The sequence below is a fragment of the Rhodocaloribacter litoris genome, assembly GCF_011682235.2.
In the GTDB taxonomy this organism is placed as follows: Bacteria; Bacteroidota; Rhodothermia; order Rhodothermales; family ISCAR-4553; genus Rhodocaloribacter; species Rhodocaloribacter litoris.
Map to the genome: position 1 here is coordinate 1,221,960 of NZ_CP076718.1, position 14,086 is coordinate 1,236,045.

15 protein-coding genes are annotated in these 14,086 nt (G+C 68.2%); 4 read left to right on the top strand and 11 right to left on the bottom strand.

Annotated features, from left to right (window positions below):
• Positions 1 to 9 precede the first annotated feature (9 nt).
• Positions 10 to 2,352 (top strand): response regulator, encoded by a 2,343-nt coding sequence (locus GQ464_RS05100; protein ID WP_166980007.1) that lies wholly within the window; start codon positions 10 to 12, stop codon positions 2,350 to 2,352.
• 10 nt (positions 2,353 to 2,362) lie between these two features.
• Here GQ464_RS05100 and GQ464_RS05105 read toward each other — a convergent pair whose 3' ends face one another.
• From GQ464_RS05105 to GQ464_RS05120, 4 genes are all read right to left on the bottom strand, one after another.
• Positions 2,363 to 2,890, bottom strand: a complete 528-nt coding sequence (locus GQ464_RS05105) for a hypothetical protein (RefSeq protein ID WP_228350615.1) — start codon at positions 2,888 to 2,890, stop codon at positions 2,363 to 2,365.
• A gap of 5 nt (positions 2,891 to 2,895) precedes the next feature.
• Positions 2,896 to 3,357 carry a ribosome silencing factor gene (gene rsfS / locus GQ464_RS05110; protein ID WP_166980017.1) on the bottom strand — a complete coding sequence of 154 codons (462 nt, stop codon included), beginning with the start codon at positions 3,355 to 3,357 and terminating at the stop codon, positions 2,896 to 2,898.
• 118 nt (positions 3,358 to 3,475) lie between these two features.
• Entirely contained in the window at positions 3,476 to 3,982 is a 507-nt protein-coding gene (locus tag GQ464_RS05115) for a LytR C-terminal domain-containing protein (protein WP_228350616.1), read from the bottom strand.
• A gap of 55 nt (positions 3,983 to 4,037) precedes the next feature.
• Complete coding sequence (locus tag GQ464_RS05120; RefSeq protein ID WP_228350617.1) at positions 4,038 to 4,583, bottom strand: hypothetical protein; 546 nt, start codon at positions 4,581 to 4,583, stop codon at positions 4,038 to 4,040.
• 232 nt (positions 4,584 to 4,815) lie between these two features.
• Between GQ464_RS05120 and tsaD the strand changes: the two genes are divergently transcribed.
• The 3 genes from tsaD to mltG are packed head-to-tail and all read left to right on the top strand — an operon-like array spanning position 4,816 to position 7,330.
• A complete protein-coding gene (tsaD, locus tag GQ464_RS05125) occupies positions 4,816 to 5,859 on the top strand; it encodes a tRNA (adenosine(37)-N6)-threonylcarbamoyltransferase complex transferase subunit TsaD (protein WP_166980019.1) in 1,044 nt (347 codons plus the stop codon).
• 18 nt (positions 5,860 to 5,877) lie between these two features.
• Entirely contained in the window at positions 5,878 to 6,246 is a 369-nt protein-coding gene (pheA, locus tag GQ464_RS05130) for a chorismate mutase (RefSeq protein ID WP_166980021.1), read from the top strand.
• A 43-nt stretch (positions 6,247 to 6,289) separates the two neighbouring features.
• On the top strand, positions 6,290 to 7,330 hold the full coding sequence (mltG, locus tag GQ464_RS05135) for an endolytic transglycosylase MltG (protein ID WP_166980023.1): 1,041 nt from the start codon (positions 6,290 to 6,292) through the stop codon (positions 7,328 to 7,330).
• A gap of 2 nt (positions 7,331 to 7,332) precedes the next feature.
• On the opposite strand, the gene GQ464_RS05140 is transcribed toward mltG, so the two are convergent.
• The 7 genes from GQ464_RS05140 to GQ464_RS05170 all read right to left on the bottom strand — a co-directional run bounded on the left by GQ464_RS05140 (position 7,333) and on the right by GQ464_RS05170 (position 13,867).
• A complete protein-coding gene (locus tag GQ464_RS05140; protein ID WP_166980025.1) occupies positions 7,333 to 7,761 on the bottom strand; it encodes an SxtJ family membrane protein in 429 nt (142 codons plus the stop codon).
• 78 nt (positions 7,762 to 7,839) lie between these two features.
• On the bottom strand, positions 7,840 to 8,142 hold the full coding sequence (locus GQ464_RS05145) for a P-II family nitrogen regulator (protein ID WP_166980027.1): 303 nt from the start codon (positions 8,140 to 8,142) through the stop codon (positions 7,840 to 7,842).
• Between the two features lie 34 nt (positions 8,143 to 8,176).
• Positions 8,177 to 9,142, bottom strand: a complete 966-nt coding sequence (locus GQ464_RS05150) for a sodium-dependent bicarbonate transport family permease (RefSeq protein WP_166980029.1) — start codon at positions 9,140 to 9,142, stop codon at positions 8,177 to 8,179.
• Between the two features lie 202 nt (positions 9,143 to 9,344).
• A complete protein-coding gene (locus tag GQ464_RS19160; protein WP_166980031.1) occupies positions 9,345 to 9,569 on the bottom strand; it encodes a type II toxin-antitoxin system HicA family toxin in 225 nt (74 codons plus the stop codon).
• Positions 9,570 to 9,571: 2 nt separating this feature from the next.
• On the bottom strand, positions 9,572 to 9,781 hold the full coding sequence (locus tag GQ464_RS05160) for a type II toxin-antitoxin system HicB family antitoxin (RefSeq protein WP_166980033.1): 210 nt from the start codon (positions 9,779 to 9,781) through the stop codon (positions 9,572 to 9,574).
• A 114-nt stretch (positions 9,782 to 9,895) separates the two neighbouring features.
• Positions 9,896 to 10,366, bottom strand: coding sequence for a pyrophosphohydrolase domain-containing protein (locus tag GQ464_RS05165; protein ID WP_166980035.1), 471 nt, complete (start codon positions 10,364 to 10,366; stop codon positions 9,896 to 9,898).
• Positions 10,367 to 10,438: 72 nt separating this feature from the next.
• Complete coding sequence (locus tag GQ464_RS05170) at positions 10,439 to 13,867, bottom strand: CRTAC1 family protein (protein WP_228350619.1); 3,429 nt, start codon at positions 13,865 to 13,867, stop codon at positions 10,439 to 10,441.
• Between the last annotated feature and the right edge of the window lie 219 nt (positions 13,868 to 14,086).

A 14,086-nucleotide genomic window follows, 5' to 3' on the forward strand; every position in this document is an offset into this window, starting at 1 on the left:
CTTCCCGCTATGACCGAGTCGTATTCCCCGGAAAAAAACCTCCGCGTTCTCCTCATCGAGGACAATCCGGACGATGCCCTCCTGATCCGGCTGGCCCTGGAGCAGTCGGGCTATCACCCCCAGACCTTGCAGGTGAACACCCGGGAGGAATACCTGGCCGTGCTGGACGAGCGGGTGGACGTCATCCTCTCCGACCATGCCCTGCCCCGCTTCAACGCGATCGAAGCCTTACGCCTGGTGCAGGAGAAGGGGCTGGACCTGCCCTTCATCATCATCAGCGGCGTCATCGACGAGGAAACGGCGCTGGAAGCCCTGCGTCTGGGCGCGGACGACTACCTGTTGAAGGACCGGATCACCCGGCTGGGCGCGGCCGTGGAACACGCCATCGAGAAGCACCGGCTGCAACGCACCAACCGGGCGATCCTGACGGCCCTGCAGGAGAGTAATGCCCGGTTCACGGCCCTGGCCGAACACATGCCGGGGCTGATCTTCCAGCTGCTGACCCGCCCCGACGGCGCCCCGGCTTTCCTCTACGCCAGTCCCTGGGTGCAGCGCACCTTCGGCCTTGCCCCGGAGACGCTCCGCGAACAGGCCGATCTGCTGCTCGACCGGATCCACCCGGAAGACCGGCCGGGCTTCTTCGAGACGCTCCACCAGGCCGGAGCCACCGGTACCCCCTGGCAGTGGGAAGGCCGCATGCAGGCCGAAGACCGCATCCTCTGGGTGCGCGGGGTGGCCCGCCCGACCGCCAACCCGGACGGCACCACCCTCTGGAACGGGTTGCTCATCGACCTGACCGAAAAGAAACGGGCCGAGCAGGCCCTCCGGCAGAGTGAGGTGCGCTACCGCACCCTGTTCGAAGCCGCCCACGACGCCATCGTCATCCTCCGGGAAAAGCACATCATCGATTGCAACCGGCGCTTCCTCACCCTGCTCCAGCAGCCCCGCGAAGCAGTGCTGGGCCGCCATCCCGCCGACTTCTCCCCGCCCGGCTTCCCCGCCGGCGAAGACCCCCGCAGCGTGCTGGACCGGCACCTGGAGGCCGCGCCGGCCGGCAAGCCCCGCTCGTGCGAATGGGTCTTCCGGCGCCGTGACGGCACCACGTTCGATGCAGAGCTCTCCATCGGGGCCTTCCAGCTCGACGACGAGGTGCTCCTGCAAGTCCTGGTGCGGGACATCACGGATCAAAAACGTTACGAGGCCGGGTTGATCGAGGCCAGGGAGCGGGCCGAAGAGATGAGCCGGCTCAAGAGCGCCCTGCTGACGAACATGAGCCACGAGATCCGTACCCCGCTGACGGGCATCCTCGGCTTTGCCGAGATCCTGCAGGACCTGGTCTCCGGCGAAGCCCGGAAGATGGCCGACATGATCCAGCTCAGCGCCCGTCGCCTGATGACCACGCTCAACTCGGTGCTCGACCTGGCGCAACTGGAATCCGGCTCGATGCCCCTGCACCTTCAGCCGGTGAACCTGACCGAGCAGGTGCAGGAAGCGCTGCACATCCTCCTGCCGCAGATCAAGCGCTCGGGCCTCGAAGTGCGGCTCCACCTGCCCGATGAGGCCGTGCTCGTCTGGGCCGATCCCGGCGGGCTCGGCCGCATTCTGCTCAACCTGATCTCCAATGCCGTCAAGTTCACCCCGGCAGGGCACATCGAGATCACGGTGGCCTGTGAAGGCGACGAGAGCTACGTCCGCATCACCGATACCGGCGTGGGCATCAGCGAGGCGTTCCTGCCCCACATCTTCGAAGCCTTCAAACAGGAGTCGGCCGGCCTGGATCGCAACTTCGAGGGGACCGGGCTGGGCCTGACCATCACGCACCGCCTCGTGACGCTGATGCGGGGGCGCATCGACGTCGAGAGCGAGAAACACCGGGGCAGCACGTTCACGGTCCACCTGCCGCTGGCCGAGGCGACGCCGGCGGAGACCGTTTCCACGCAGCCGGCACCGGTGCCGCCTCGCGCCCCCGACACCCCGAAGGCCCGCCTGCTGGTGGTGGAGGACAACCCGGAGACCCAGGAACTCTTTGCCCGCCTCCTCGAACCGGGCTATGAGATAACCCAGGCCATGAAACCGGACGAAGCGCTGGAAAAGCTGAAGGCGCACCCCTACGATGCCGTCCTGATGGACATCAACCTGGGAGCCCGGCTTTCCGGAGAGGATCTGCTGCACCTGCTCCGCGAGATGCCCCACCATGCCCGAACGCCGGTCATCGCCTGCACGGCCTACGCCCTGCCGGGCGACAGCGAGCGTTTCCTGCAGGAAGGGTTCGATGCCTACCTGCCCAAACCCTTCACCCGGCAGCAACTGTACCAGATCCTGGAACGCCTCCTCTCCTCAGCGCCCGGATGACGGGCGCCGGTCAGGACCGGGGTTCCGGGGCGCGGACGGTGAACGGGTGCACGTTGCCGTTGAGCTTGAGCGTGTAGTTGCCGGGTGCGTATCGCCCTTCGAGGAGGAAATAGAACCGGTAGGGCCGCAGCACCATGGCACAGATGGCGCCGCGGGGCTTGCGCATCTCGATCTCGACCTCGATCAGGTGGTCGTAGCGGGTCTGGCGGACGTCGTGCAACTCCATGCAGGCATCCGGGAAAGCCCCTTTGACGAGCACCTCGACGGGCACCGCGTCGTCGGGTCCACCGGGCCGGGCTGGCCGGACGTGCAGCGTGTCGTAGACGATGGGATAATAGGTGTAGACCCGCCCCGAATCCGGCGGGGTGATGACGACGGTGCGTCGTCCCTCCGGCCCGCGTTCCTCATAGCGATGGCCGAAGCGCTCGTCGGGAGGCGGCTCGGACGGCCGCCCGCCCAGGCAGGCGGCCCACAGCAGGGGCAGCATCACGAGCAGGCCGCCCCGGATCGGCCGGGCGAGACGGGCAGGGCGGCGCATGGTCTTCACCCTTCGGCGGGTTCCCGGAGGAGCTGCACGTCGGCGGCATCGCCGTCGTCCGGGACGCGCTCCGCCGGGGCATCGCCCCAGAGCCGCTCCAGGTCGTAGAAGAGGCGCTTCTCCGGATTGAAGATGTGCACCACCAGGTCCACGTAGTCGATCAGCACCCACTGGCGATGCTCATACCCTTCCCTGTGCCAGGGACGTTCGCGGCAGGCTTCCCGGATACGCTCCTCCACCGCGTCGGCGATGGCCTTGATCTGCAGGTCCGAGTCCCCGGTGCAGAGCACGAAGTAATCCGCCACGCCACTCACCTTGCGCATGTCCATGACCACAACGTCATGCGCTTTCTTGGAGAGCACGGCCTCGACGGCCTGCCGGGCCAGGAGCCGGACGGGCGTATGCGCCGTTCGTTTACGCTTTTTGTCGGTACGAGAAGGGGTGAAGGTCTTGCCGGAAGCAGTCATAGGCACAGGTCAGATTGGAACGTTGAAAACCTTGAAACGGCCGGGGTCAGGCACCGCCGGACACGCTTGAGACGCGCGACCCTGCCGGGGGTTCAACCGGCGCCCACGCGACGTGCGTTCAATCGGCGCGAAAAGGCTTCAGCGTGGCATAATCCTTACCGATGACGACCGAGGCGTCGAGGTAATAGTCGGGGCGGATTTCCTGCCGGACGCGGCTTTCCGGGATTCCCAGGGCATGGGCCACCTTGCGGGCCGCCTCCAGGTCACCGACCCGGTCGACCACGAACGAGTGGGCTTCGTCGAAGCTGGTATGGTCCCCCACTTCGACGACGTCGAAGCCGTGATCGCGCAGGTAGTGCATGGCCTGGGCCGCCAGCCCGCTCACACCGCAGCCGTTGCGCACCTCCACCTGGATGATCTCGCCGACGAGCCCCGCCGGGTTGGCTTCCCGGACCGGATCCGTACGGGGAAACAGGAACCGTGCGACGAGGGCGTAGAGCAGCAACAACAGCGCCGCCCCGGCCACAACGAGTGCCACGTTGAGCCAGGCTCCCCCCCGGGTCGTCGATGCCTTGCTCATGTTGATCCACACGATGGGAGCGGGCGAGCGAAAAAAACGCGACACGCCCCTTCAGGACGTGCCGCGCCGCAAAACGTATGACTCAGGCCGTGTGCCGCACTTATCGCAGCCGGTCGTTCCAGAAGAGGTCCCGCGAGCCGCCGTAGAGACCGGCCTCGAACGAGCGATATCCGCCGTAATAGGGGGCATATCCGTACGGGCCGGCGTAGAGGCCGTAGGGGCTCTGGCGCACCGACACGTTCAGCATCATGTTCTCGGCGGGACGCCAGGCGATCTCCGCGTTGCGCAGGAAAATGCGTCCCTGGTTGCCCTGCGAGAGGCCGTCGAAATCCGTACCGGCCAGCGGCGAGAAGGCGAAGGCGACATCGACCCGGGCGGCCAGTTTCGAGCTGAACTGCCAGGCCATCGTGTTCGTGTACATGGCCAGCGACGCAGTCTGCCCGCCGAAGCTTCCGGCCGACAACTCGAACGAATGGCTCATGCGAAAATGCGCCGGGCTGAAGAACTTGTTCAGGGAAAAGCCTCCCTGATCGTAGAGCTTCGCCGGGGCCGTCATCTCCTGGACGGCTTCCCGGAGCTGTGCCTGCGCCGGCACGGCCAACCCCAGCACGAGCAGCAGGCATCCGGCAGATATCGCCTTGCGCATGGATAAACTCCTTTTTCGATAGTCGGTTACGCGCGAAGTTAAGCGTCGGGCGCTTTCTTTGTCAAGAACGACGACGGCGCCGCTTTGTTCTACCGGCCGCCCCCGCCGGCAGGGCAATTCCGAATCCCCGTTCGCCCGGACGGAGGCGCCGTCGAGAAACCTTCTCCGCCTCCCCGGCATTCACCCGAACCCTGCAGCATCCTGAACGCCGCATGCCAGCGGTTTATTGCCCATGAATGCGTCCCTGCCTGCCCCGATCCTGCTCGGCATCGAGAGTTCGTGTGACGACACGGCGGCGGCCGTCGTGGCCGGTGGGGTGCTCCGTTCGAACGTCGTCTCGTCCCAGCGGGTGCATGCCGGTTTCGGCGGGGTGGTGCCGGAGCTGGCCTCGCGGGCGCACCAGCGCCTGATCGTACCGGTGGTGACGGCGGCCCTCGACGAGGCCGGCGTCGAGCGGGCCGACCTCGATGCCGTCGCGGTCACGTATGGGCCGGGACTGGCCGGCTCGCTGCTGGTGGGCCTCAGCTTCGCCAAGGCGTTCGCGCTTGCGCTGGACCGGCCGCTGGTGGGCGTGAACCACCTGGAAGGGCATATCTACTCGGTCTTCATCGAAGCGGCGGGGGGCACGCCCGTGGCCAAGCCGTCGTTCCCCTACCTCTGCCTGGTCGTCTCCGGCGGGCACACCGAGCTCATCCTGGTGGAGGCGGGCTTCCGCCACACCCTGCTGGGACGCACCCGCGACGACGCCGCCGGTGAGGCTTTCGACAAGGTGGCGAAGCTCCTGGGCCTCGGCTACCCCGGCGGCCCCGCCATCGACCGCCTGGCCGCCACCGGCGACCCCTCCTTTCACCCCTTTCCCCGAACCCGCCTCGACGGCTTCGACTTCTCCTTCAGCGGGATCAAGACCGCTGTGCTCTACTACCTGAACCGGTTCCCGGAGACGGAACGTGCCCGCCTGCTCGAAAAGCACCTGCCCGACCTGTGCGCCGCCTTCCAGCAGGCCGTCGTCGACATGCTCATCGACCCGCTGCGACGGGCCGTACAGGCGACCGGGGTCCGGCACGTGGCGGTGGTGGGCGGCGTCTCGGCCAACACGGGCCTGCGGGCCGCCGCCGGGGCCCTGAGCCGGGAGGCGGGTTTCACGCTCTACACCCCCGACCCGGCCTACTGCATGGACAATGCCGCCATGATCGCCGTCACCGCCCACTTCAAGCTGGCCGCCGGCCACACCAGCCCGCTGACCCTCACGGCCGAACCGGCCCTCGCCCTCCGGTAATCCCACCCACCGCGTTCCATGCTCAAGACCGCCCTCGATGACCTGGTGCCGCTCGAAGCGGGAGACCCCCCGCTGCCTGACAGCCCCGCACCGGAGGACCTCCGGCCGTGGCGCGACCGCATCGACGCCCTCGACCGGGCCATCCTCTACCTGCTCAACGAGCGCTCCCGCTGCGCCAACGTGATCGGGCACATCAAGAAAAAGCTGGGCATGCCGGTCTATGTGCCAAGCCGGGAAGAAGAGGTGCTGCAGAACGTCTTCAACGCCAACCCGGGGCCCCTGCCCGCCGCGGCCGTCCGCCGCATCTTCGAACGAATCATCGACGAGACGCGCGCCCTGGAACGACAGACCTACCAGGACGAACCCAGGCACGATACCCTCCGTTGAATCCCGCAGCCCGCTGCGCCCGACACCGCACGCAACCGCAACCATGAGACCCCGCCTGCTGATCGTGCTGCTCGTGCCGGCCGTGCTGGCCCTGGCCGGTGCCGGCGCCGGGTACTGGCTGGCCTTCGCCCCGAACACCCCGGCCTTCGAAGGCGAGCGCAGCGTCAAGATCCCGCGCGACGCTGGTTTCGAGCAGGCCGTCGACTCGCTGGAGGCGGCCGGGGTGCTGGCCTCCCGCACCTCGTTTACCTGGATGGCCCGTCTCACGGGCTGGGGCAGCCAGATCAAAGCCGGGCACTACACCTTCACGGCCGGCACCTCGAACTACGGGCTGCTCGACAAGCTCCGGCGCGGGCTCCAGACACCGGTGCGGCTGACGATCCCGCCCGGCTCGCGGCCGGAAGTCGTCGCCGCCGTGGCCGGCCGCCACATGGCCTTCACCTCCGACGACTTCCTCAACGCCCTGTACGATCCGGAACTGGCCGCCACGCTCGGCACGGATACGACCCACCTCTTCGCCTTCATGTTGCCGGAGACGTACTTCTTCTACTGGCTCACCGATGCCCACACGGTCGTGCGCGAGATCAAGGAAACGTTCGATGCCTTCTACGCCCGGGAACGCGAGCGAGCCCCGCACCCGCCCGACCTGTCTCCCGAGGAGGTGGTGAACCTGGCCGCCATCGTCGAGTGGGAGACGGACCACGAGGCGGAGAAGCCGCGCATCGCCGGGGTCTACCTCAACCGCCTGCGCGACGGCTGGCCGCTCCAGGCCGACCCGACCGTGCAGTATGCCGTCCTCGCCGCCGAAGGCCAGAAACGCCGCCTCTTCTTCCGCGACTACGCGATCGACCACCCCTACAACACGTACGGCTTCCGGGGCCTTCCGCCCGGCCCCATCACGAACCCCTCCCCCTCCTCCATCCGCGCCGTGCTCAACGCCGAACGACACAACTACTACTTCTTCGTGGCCAACGGCGACGGCACCCACACCTTCAGCCGCACCATCCGCGAGCACAACCGCGCCGCCGAAGCCTACCGGCAACGCATGCGCCAGCGCCGCGCCGAGACGCAGCAGGACGGCTGAACCTAAAAGTATTTCTCCAGCCGCCGTGGCGTGTCGTCGCGGTAGGTCTTTTCGATCCAGTAGGAAGAGGCGGCGGGATCGCGCCGGCGCTGAAGCGGATCCCTGCCGAACAACCGGAGCAGCAGGCCGATGGGGGTTACCACGAGGTAAAAGACGAGGGTCAGGACCACCCGCGTCATGACGAAGCCCAGCACCAGGGCCAGCCCCATCCAGGCGCGGTAGAGGGGGCGGAAGAGGCGGGGCGCCAGCCAGCCGCCCAGGGCCAGCACCGCGCCGGCCACGCCCAGCCCCACGGGCAGCGCCCCCGGCGTCCATCCCCGGCGCCAGGCCAGCCCCAGCGCCAGCGCCACGAGCACGCCGCCGACGAGCCACCCGAACGCGCGCACCTGCCGGTCGCCCGCCTCGATCCCGCGGATCTCATCCCACAACATGGCCGTCCTCCGTTGGCAGCGAAACCACCACGTCAACGCCGCGGTCCCGGCCGGGATTCCCGGGCGCGGCTCCTCGCGTCAGATGTACTTTTCTCCGCGCACCACCTCGGCATCCTGCACGTAGACGATCACCGCGTAATGCTCGAAGTAGTGCTCGGCGATGTACTCGACGATGGCGTCCGCCACCGGCGGGCTCACCAGCGTCTCGATGCGCGTGTCGGGGCCCTCCCACTCGCTGGCCCGCACGCCGCGCGAGCCTTTGCCGGTGGCCTGTGTGAGCGTGTATCCCTTGGCACCGAGTTCGACCAGCTTGCGCAGGAGCCGGTCCTCCAGGATCCGCTCCGTGACGATGGTGACGAGCTTGAGCTTCGTGGTATGCATGGGTCCGGGCGATCAGAAAGGGCGTTGACGCGGTTCATCCGGCCAGCCAGGTGGCGAAAGTATAGTAGAGGGGAATGCCGAACATCACGTTGAAGGGAAACGTGATCCCCAGCGAGGCCGTCAGGTAGAACGTCGGGTTCGCCTCGGGCAGAGCGATGCGCACGGCGGCCGGAGCGGCAATGTACGATGCGCTCGAGACCATCGCCGCCAGCACGGCCCGGCCGGCCAGCGAGAGCCCGGCGTACCCGCCGAGCCAGGCCGCCAGCAGCCCATGCACGATCGGGATGAGGATACCGAACCCGACCAGAAAGAGGCCCACCTCGCGCAGGTCCTGCAGGCGCCGTGCCGCCAGGATGCCCATCTCCAGCAGGAACAGGGCCAGCGCCCCCTGGAAGCCGGAAACGAAGAAGGGCGACACCGGCTCGAACTTCTCCGGCCCGACGGCCAGCCCGATGAGCAGGCCCCCGGCCAGCAGCACGACGCTGCGCCCGGCCAGCACCTCATGCAGGGCATCCCGCCACGAACCGGCCCGCTTCTCCCGCGTGAAGGCGATCATCAGCGCCACCACGATGGCGGGCACCTCCAGGATGGCCACCAGCGCGGGCATGAAACCCTCCGGCGTGTGGCCGATCATCGTCCCGAACGAGATGGCCACAATGAACGTGACGGCCGAGACGGAACCGTAGTGGGCCGCAATGGCCGCGGCATTGACCCGGTCGAACCGGCCCAGGCGGCGCAGCACGTTGTACGCGATCACCGGCGTGAGCAGGCCGAGGAACAGGGTGAGCAGGGCCGGCCCCAGAAACTCCAGGAGCGGGGTCTTGTGCAACTCCACCCCGCCCTTGAGACCGATGGCCAGCAGCAGGTAGATCGAGAGGGCCTGGTAGAGGGCATCCGGCAGCCGCAGGTCGCTCCGCACCAGCGAGGCGATGACCCCGAGCACGAACGAGAGGATGATGGGCGAGAGCAGGTTGGCCGCCAGGGCGTCGATGTGTTCCATGCACGTGACGGGTTTGCGTGAACACGGCAGGGCGCCTGCCTCCGGCGGGTACGCCCCGGCAGGCAGGCGCACAATCTACACCCCGAACGCCCGCACGTCAGGCCCCTCGCTTGAGTTTCCGTCGAAGAATGGAGGCGGAAGGGCTTCCGCAACACACGGCATGGAAGCCCGTTCGACCGCACATCCCGAACGAGCGCCGCACTCAACGCTGCCGCAACAGTTCCTCCACGGTCAATCCAATATCGCGAGCAATCTTCCGGAGCAATACCGGCGCAATGTCCCGCCCCTTGTGGAACGGCACCGTCGTCATGCGTCCATCCGCGTGCCGGAACTGCTTGTGCGAACCCCGTTGCCGTACCTCTACGAAGCCCAATCCTTCGAGGAGCTTGATCACTTCTTGGGGCTTGAGTACCGGCACCGATCCCATCGCTACGCCACATGAATCTGCTGGATACCCACGAATTCGGTATCTACGACCGGCTCTTCGTCCTCCAGCAGCATTTCGATCACTTCCTGCAGGTTCCGTCGCAACTCATCGAGCGTCTCACCCTGCGAGTGCGCCCCGGGAAAGCCAGGAACGTAGCCGACATAGAGCCCCGTATCCCGGTCTTTTTCGACAACCGCCGTGAACGTTTTCATGGCACACGTGATTTGAACGACGCCACATCCGAGAAGGATCAATCCCGGCAAACGCCAGATGTTTCTGCGACTTACGCCGTAAGAGCCGTCCCGACCGCACACCCCGGACGCCCCTCATCCGGCCACCTTCTGCCGCTCGATGACGCCGAGGATGTCGGGCGGGGTCCAGCCGGGCGGCTTCATCCACTTGCCGTCCTCGCGGCGGTACGAGCCGGGGGCGAACTTGCGCAGGTTGGCCCGGTCCACCTCCTCCAGGACGGGCTCGTCGTCGATGCCGAAGGCGATGAGCGTGCCGATGGTGACCACCGAGATGTCCGCACAGCCATCGACGACGCCCTCGAGGTCGGCCTCGCCCTGCGCGACGAAGTCCAGATGGTCGACGTGGTTGAAGTCCACCTCGGTGCCGTCGTCGGTGGTGACACGCACGCCCACGCCGAGGGCCTTCACGGTTTCGAGGGCCTCTTCGAGGATCAGCTTGGCGCGGAGCAGCCGCGTCTCGGCGTCGGGGACGGTGGGCACGTCGGGCGTCTCCTGCCCGGCCTTCTGCATGAATTCGCGTACACGCTGGTAATGCGGGGTTGGCATGCTTCGATGGGAAGGTTGGAAGATTGCAAACGGGAAGATGGAAGAGGGCCGTTCGGCGCGAGCTCCTGACGCTTACCGCCCGGCGCGCAGGGCATGATGGAACGCGCGGGGGGTGACGTAGCGCGTGTGGTACGTCTGCCAGTCCGCCGCGTGGCGCCGGTAGACGGGGTCCTCCTCGAGCGTCGTCGGCGGGGAGGTGTAGTCGGGGTTGTCGTGCGAGGGCAACGGCAGGACCGTCTTCGAGAACGCCGTGTTGTAGTCGCCGTCCTTGACCCAGCCGTCGCCGATGAGCACGAAGTCGCGGCGCCAGCCTTCGGGCGGGGGCGGCGGCGCGGCGAAGCGGAAGACGAGCTCGTCGCCGGCGTTCATGATGACGTAGCGGTCGTCCACCGTTGCGAGCAGCTCGCGCACGTCGCCGAAGCGGGTGTAGTACCCTTCGAGGTCGCGCCAGACGGGGACGGTGCCTTTGAGGCGCTCGTAGTCCGGCAGCTCGGGCGAGGAGCGGTCCGCCTCGGTGACGACGGAGAAGCCGCGGTACCGGAGGTCGGCGGTGTCCGGGGCCAGGCGGGTGGTGCGGAGCGGCGTGTCCGGACGTTGCTCGGCCCAGAAGAAGGCGTCCCAGTAGACCTCCAGGTTGGTGTGCAGGCGCACGCGGCGCGGCACGCCGGGGGCAAAGGCGCCGTCGAGGTCGATCAGGATCGTCTTCTCCTTGCCCGAGGGGAAGCCCAGGTCCGGGTGGAGGGTACGCCAGCCGCCCTGCCCGTCCGGCACCTCCACGCGCACCCCCTTCGGGCCGGGATGCCGCCCCTGCCCGATGGCGACGTTGATGGAGCTGTCGGTGGGGCGGATCCATCCGGCGGCCACGAGCCACAGGGGCCGCTCCACCGGGACGTCTCCGAGATCGATCTCGACGAAATGGTCGCGCGTGATGCCCTGGTAGAGCCCCCGTCCGAAGTAGTCGAGGTAGCGGCGGTCGCGGGCGCGGGCGCGGTCGGTGAGGTCCTCGCCGGTGTCGGCCCACACGCCGGCGACGGGGTGCAGCGGCCCCGTCGGGTGCACCGTGAGGGCGGGCGGCGGGATGGCGAAGCGCTCGTCCACCCACACCTCCGTGTCCGCCGGGTGGTCCACCACCAGCAGGCTGACGTGGTCGAAGAAGTGGGTCTCCCACAGCTCGGCGGTGATGCGCACGTCGTAGAACCCGTCGCGCGGCGCCATCATCTCACCGGGAATCTTGACCCAGTCCTCGGTGGTCATGATGCCGGCCGTCTCGACGGCGTTGATCTTCAGCCCCAGGGGCGAGCGCCAGATGAAGTCGGTGACGAAGGCCATCCGCTCGCCGTCGAAGGTGAAGAGCCAGGGGCACGACCCCTTGAGGCGTTGCTGGGCGGAGAGGACCTCGTCCGAGAGCAGGTCGAACTCGGCCTGCACGTCGCCGTTGGGCCAGATGATGCGGGCCACGTCGGCCACCAGCTGGTCGCCCAGGCCGAAGTAGACGACGGGCTCTTTGATGGGCTGTTTCTGGAAGAGGAGGCCGGCGCGCAGTTCGATCTCGCCGCCGATGCCGTACGAGTTGATGCGCCGGTCGCCGCGGGTGGAGGCGGCCTGCGGGCGGATCTGCCGCCAGTGATAGGGCCTGGTGCCCCGGTTGACCAGGTGCACGGGCCTTCCCTGCGCGTCGAGGCCGGCGAGGTCGAGGCGGCCGTCGCCGGTGAAGTCGGCGAAACCGAAGACATGGACGCCGGGAAGGCGCAGGGGCGGGCCGAAGGTGAAGTCGGCCTGCATGAGCCGGACCAGGGCTTCACCCGGTGCGGCGACGAGCAGATCGAACCCGCCGCTGTTGTCGAGGTCGACGATGGTGAGGCGGGCGGCCCCGGCCTCGTCGCCGGGCGGTGCGAGCGGTCCGGCAAGGTCGGCGACGTTCCAGGCCTGTCCGCCGCGCACGTCGGAGAGCCGCCGGAGGGTACCGTCGGCCTGCAGGACGACCAGGTCGATGAGGGCGTCGGCGTCGAGGTCGGCGGCGTCGAGGGCATGGGCCGGGCCAAGTGAGGGGGGCAGGGGTCGCGGGGTAAAGCGCCCGCCGCGCTGGTTGGTGAAAACGTGCACGGTGCCGGCACCGTCGATCAGCGCGGCGTCGGGATCGCCGTCGGCGTCGAGGTCGGCCCAGGTGAAGTCGCGCAGGCCGTTCAGGGCGTCGAAGGGTTGCCAGGGAGAGAAGGTGCCGTCGCCGTCGTTGCGGAGGACGAGCGGCGGGCCTTCCGCCCGGCCCAGGACGAGGTCGAGGTCTCCCTCCAGGTCGAGGTCGGCGGTCCAGACGCCCGTATAGGCCCCGCGCGTGACGGCGGCGGGAAGCCCCGTGCCGGCGGTCACGTCGACGAAGGCGGCGGTGCTGTCCTGCCGGAGGAGTCGGAAGCCACCCGGCCCGGCGAGGGCGAGGTCGATCCAGAAGTCGTTGTCGTAGTCCACGGCCACGATCCCGGCGGGGGGGGTGGTGCCGTCGCCCGGAAAGGGGGTGGTGCGGTCTTCACCGAGCCACCGGACGGTGTGGCCGTCGCTGGCCAGCACGGAAGGGTTACCGTTGGGATCGAGCAGGAGCACGTGGAGGCTCTGCCAGGGCCCGTCCGGCGCGTCGAGGGGTTGCGGGGCGAAGGTCAGGCTGTCGTCCGGCGGGGCGGGGGTGGGACGCGGGGCAGGCAGGTGCAGGAACCGCTCGAAGACGTCCCCGACCCGTTCGAAGGGCGTCTGGACGGCGGCCAGGTCGTCCTGGTAGGCCGTGGTGCGCAGCAGCACGTTGCGCAGCATGGCGACGGCCGCCACGGTCTCCCCGGGCGCGGCGTCCCGCAACGCCGCCAGCTGCCGGTGTGCCTCGTCGGGCCAGGCGCCCTCCGGCGCCAGGGCGTCGAGGCGTTCGACGACGGTGGCCAGCGTGGCGGCGTCGCCGGCCTGGGCAGCCAGGCGCGCCTTCTCGAGCAGCACCGCCAGGTTGCCGGGTTGCCGTGCGAGGATCCGGTCGAGCAGGTGCTGGATCTCGTCGTGGTGTGCCCGGGCGTCGCCGCCGGTTTCGGCCAGCACCTGCGCCAGCGCATAGAGCACCTTCGCATCGGTCGAGTCCAGGGCGGCGGCCTGCCGCAGCGCGGCGACGGCCCCCTGTTCGTCCCCCTGGATGCGCCGGCCCAGGCCGATGAGCAGGTGGATCCGGGCGTTGTCCGGTGCCAGGCTGCGGGCCCGCTCCAGCCGTTCGAACGCCACGTCGAAGGCGCCGCGCCGCAGGGCCAGCAGGCCCAGGTTGGCCCAGGCCGCCGGCTCCTCCGGAACCAGCTCGGTCACCCGCGTCAGCCGGGCATCGGCGCGCTGATCCTCGCCCACCTGCATCGCGATCACACCGGTGTAGAAAGCCGACACCGCCTCCCGGTACGTCTCCTCACCGGTGCCGCCCTCCCGGCCGCACGCCGCAAGGCCCAGCACCCCCACCAGCAGTAACGTTCCTGAAACAAGTCGTCTCATGCTCATCAAGATAACCTACATGCCCGAGATAACGAAACAGGTTCTCGGCCCCGGCCGCCCGTTTTCCGGCATCCAATTTCGGATCCGCGGCCGTCTTTCCTCAAGTCCCTCCGAGACGGCCGCCCGTCGCCGTGCCAGAGAATTCGCGACGGCCGCCCATTCCCCTTGATAAACCCGGAAACCTTGACGAACTTTTCGCTTACGATTTAAGGGTAAGGT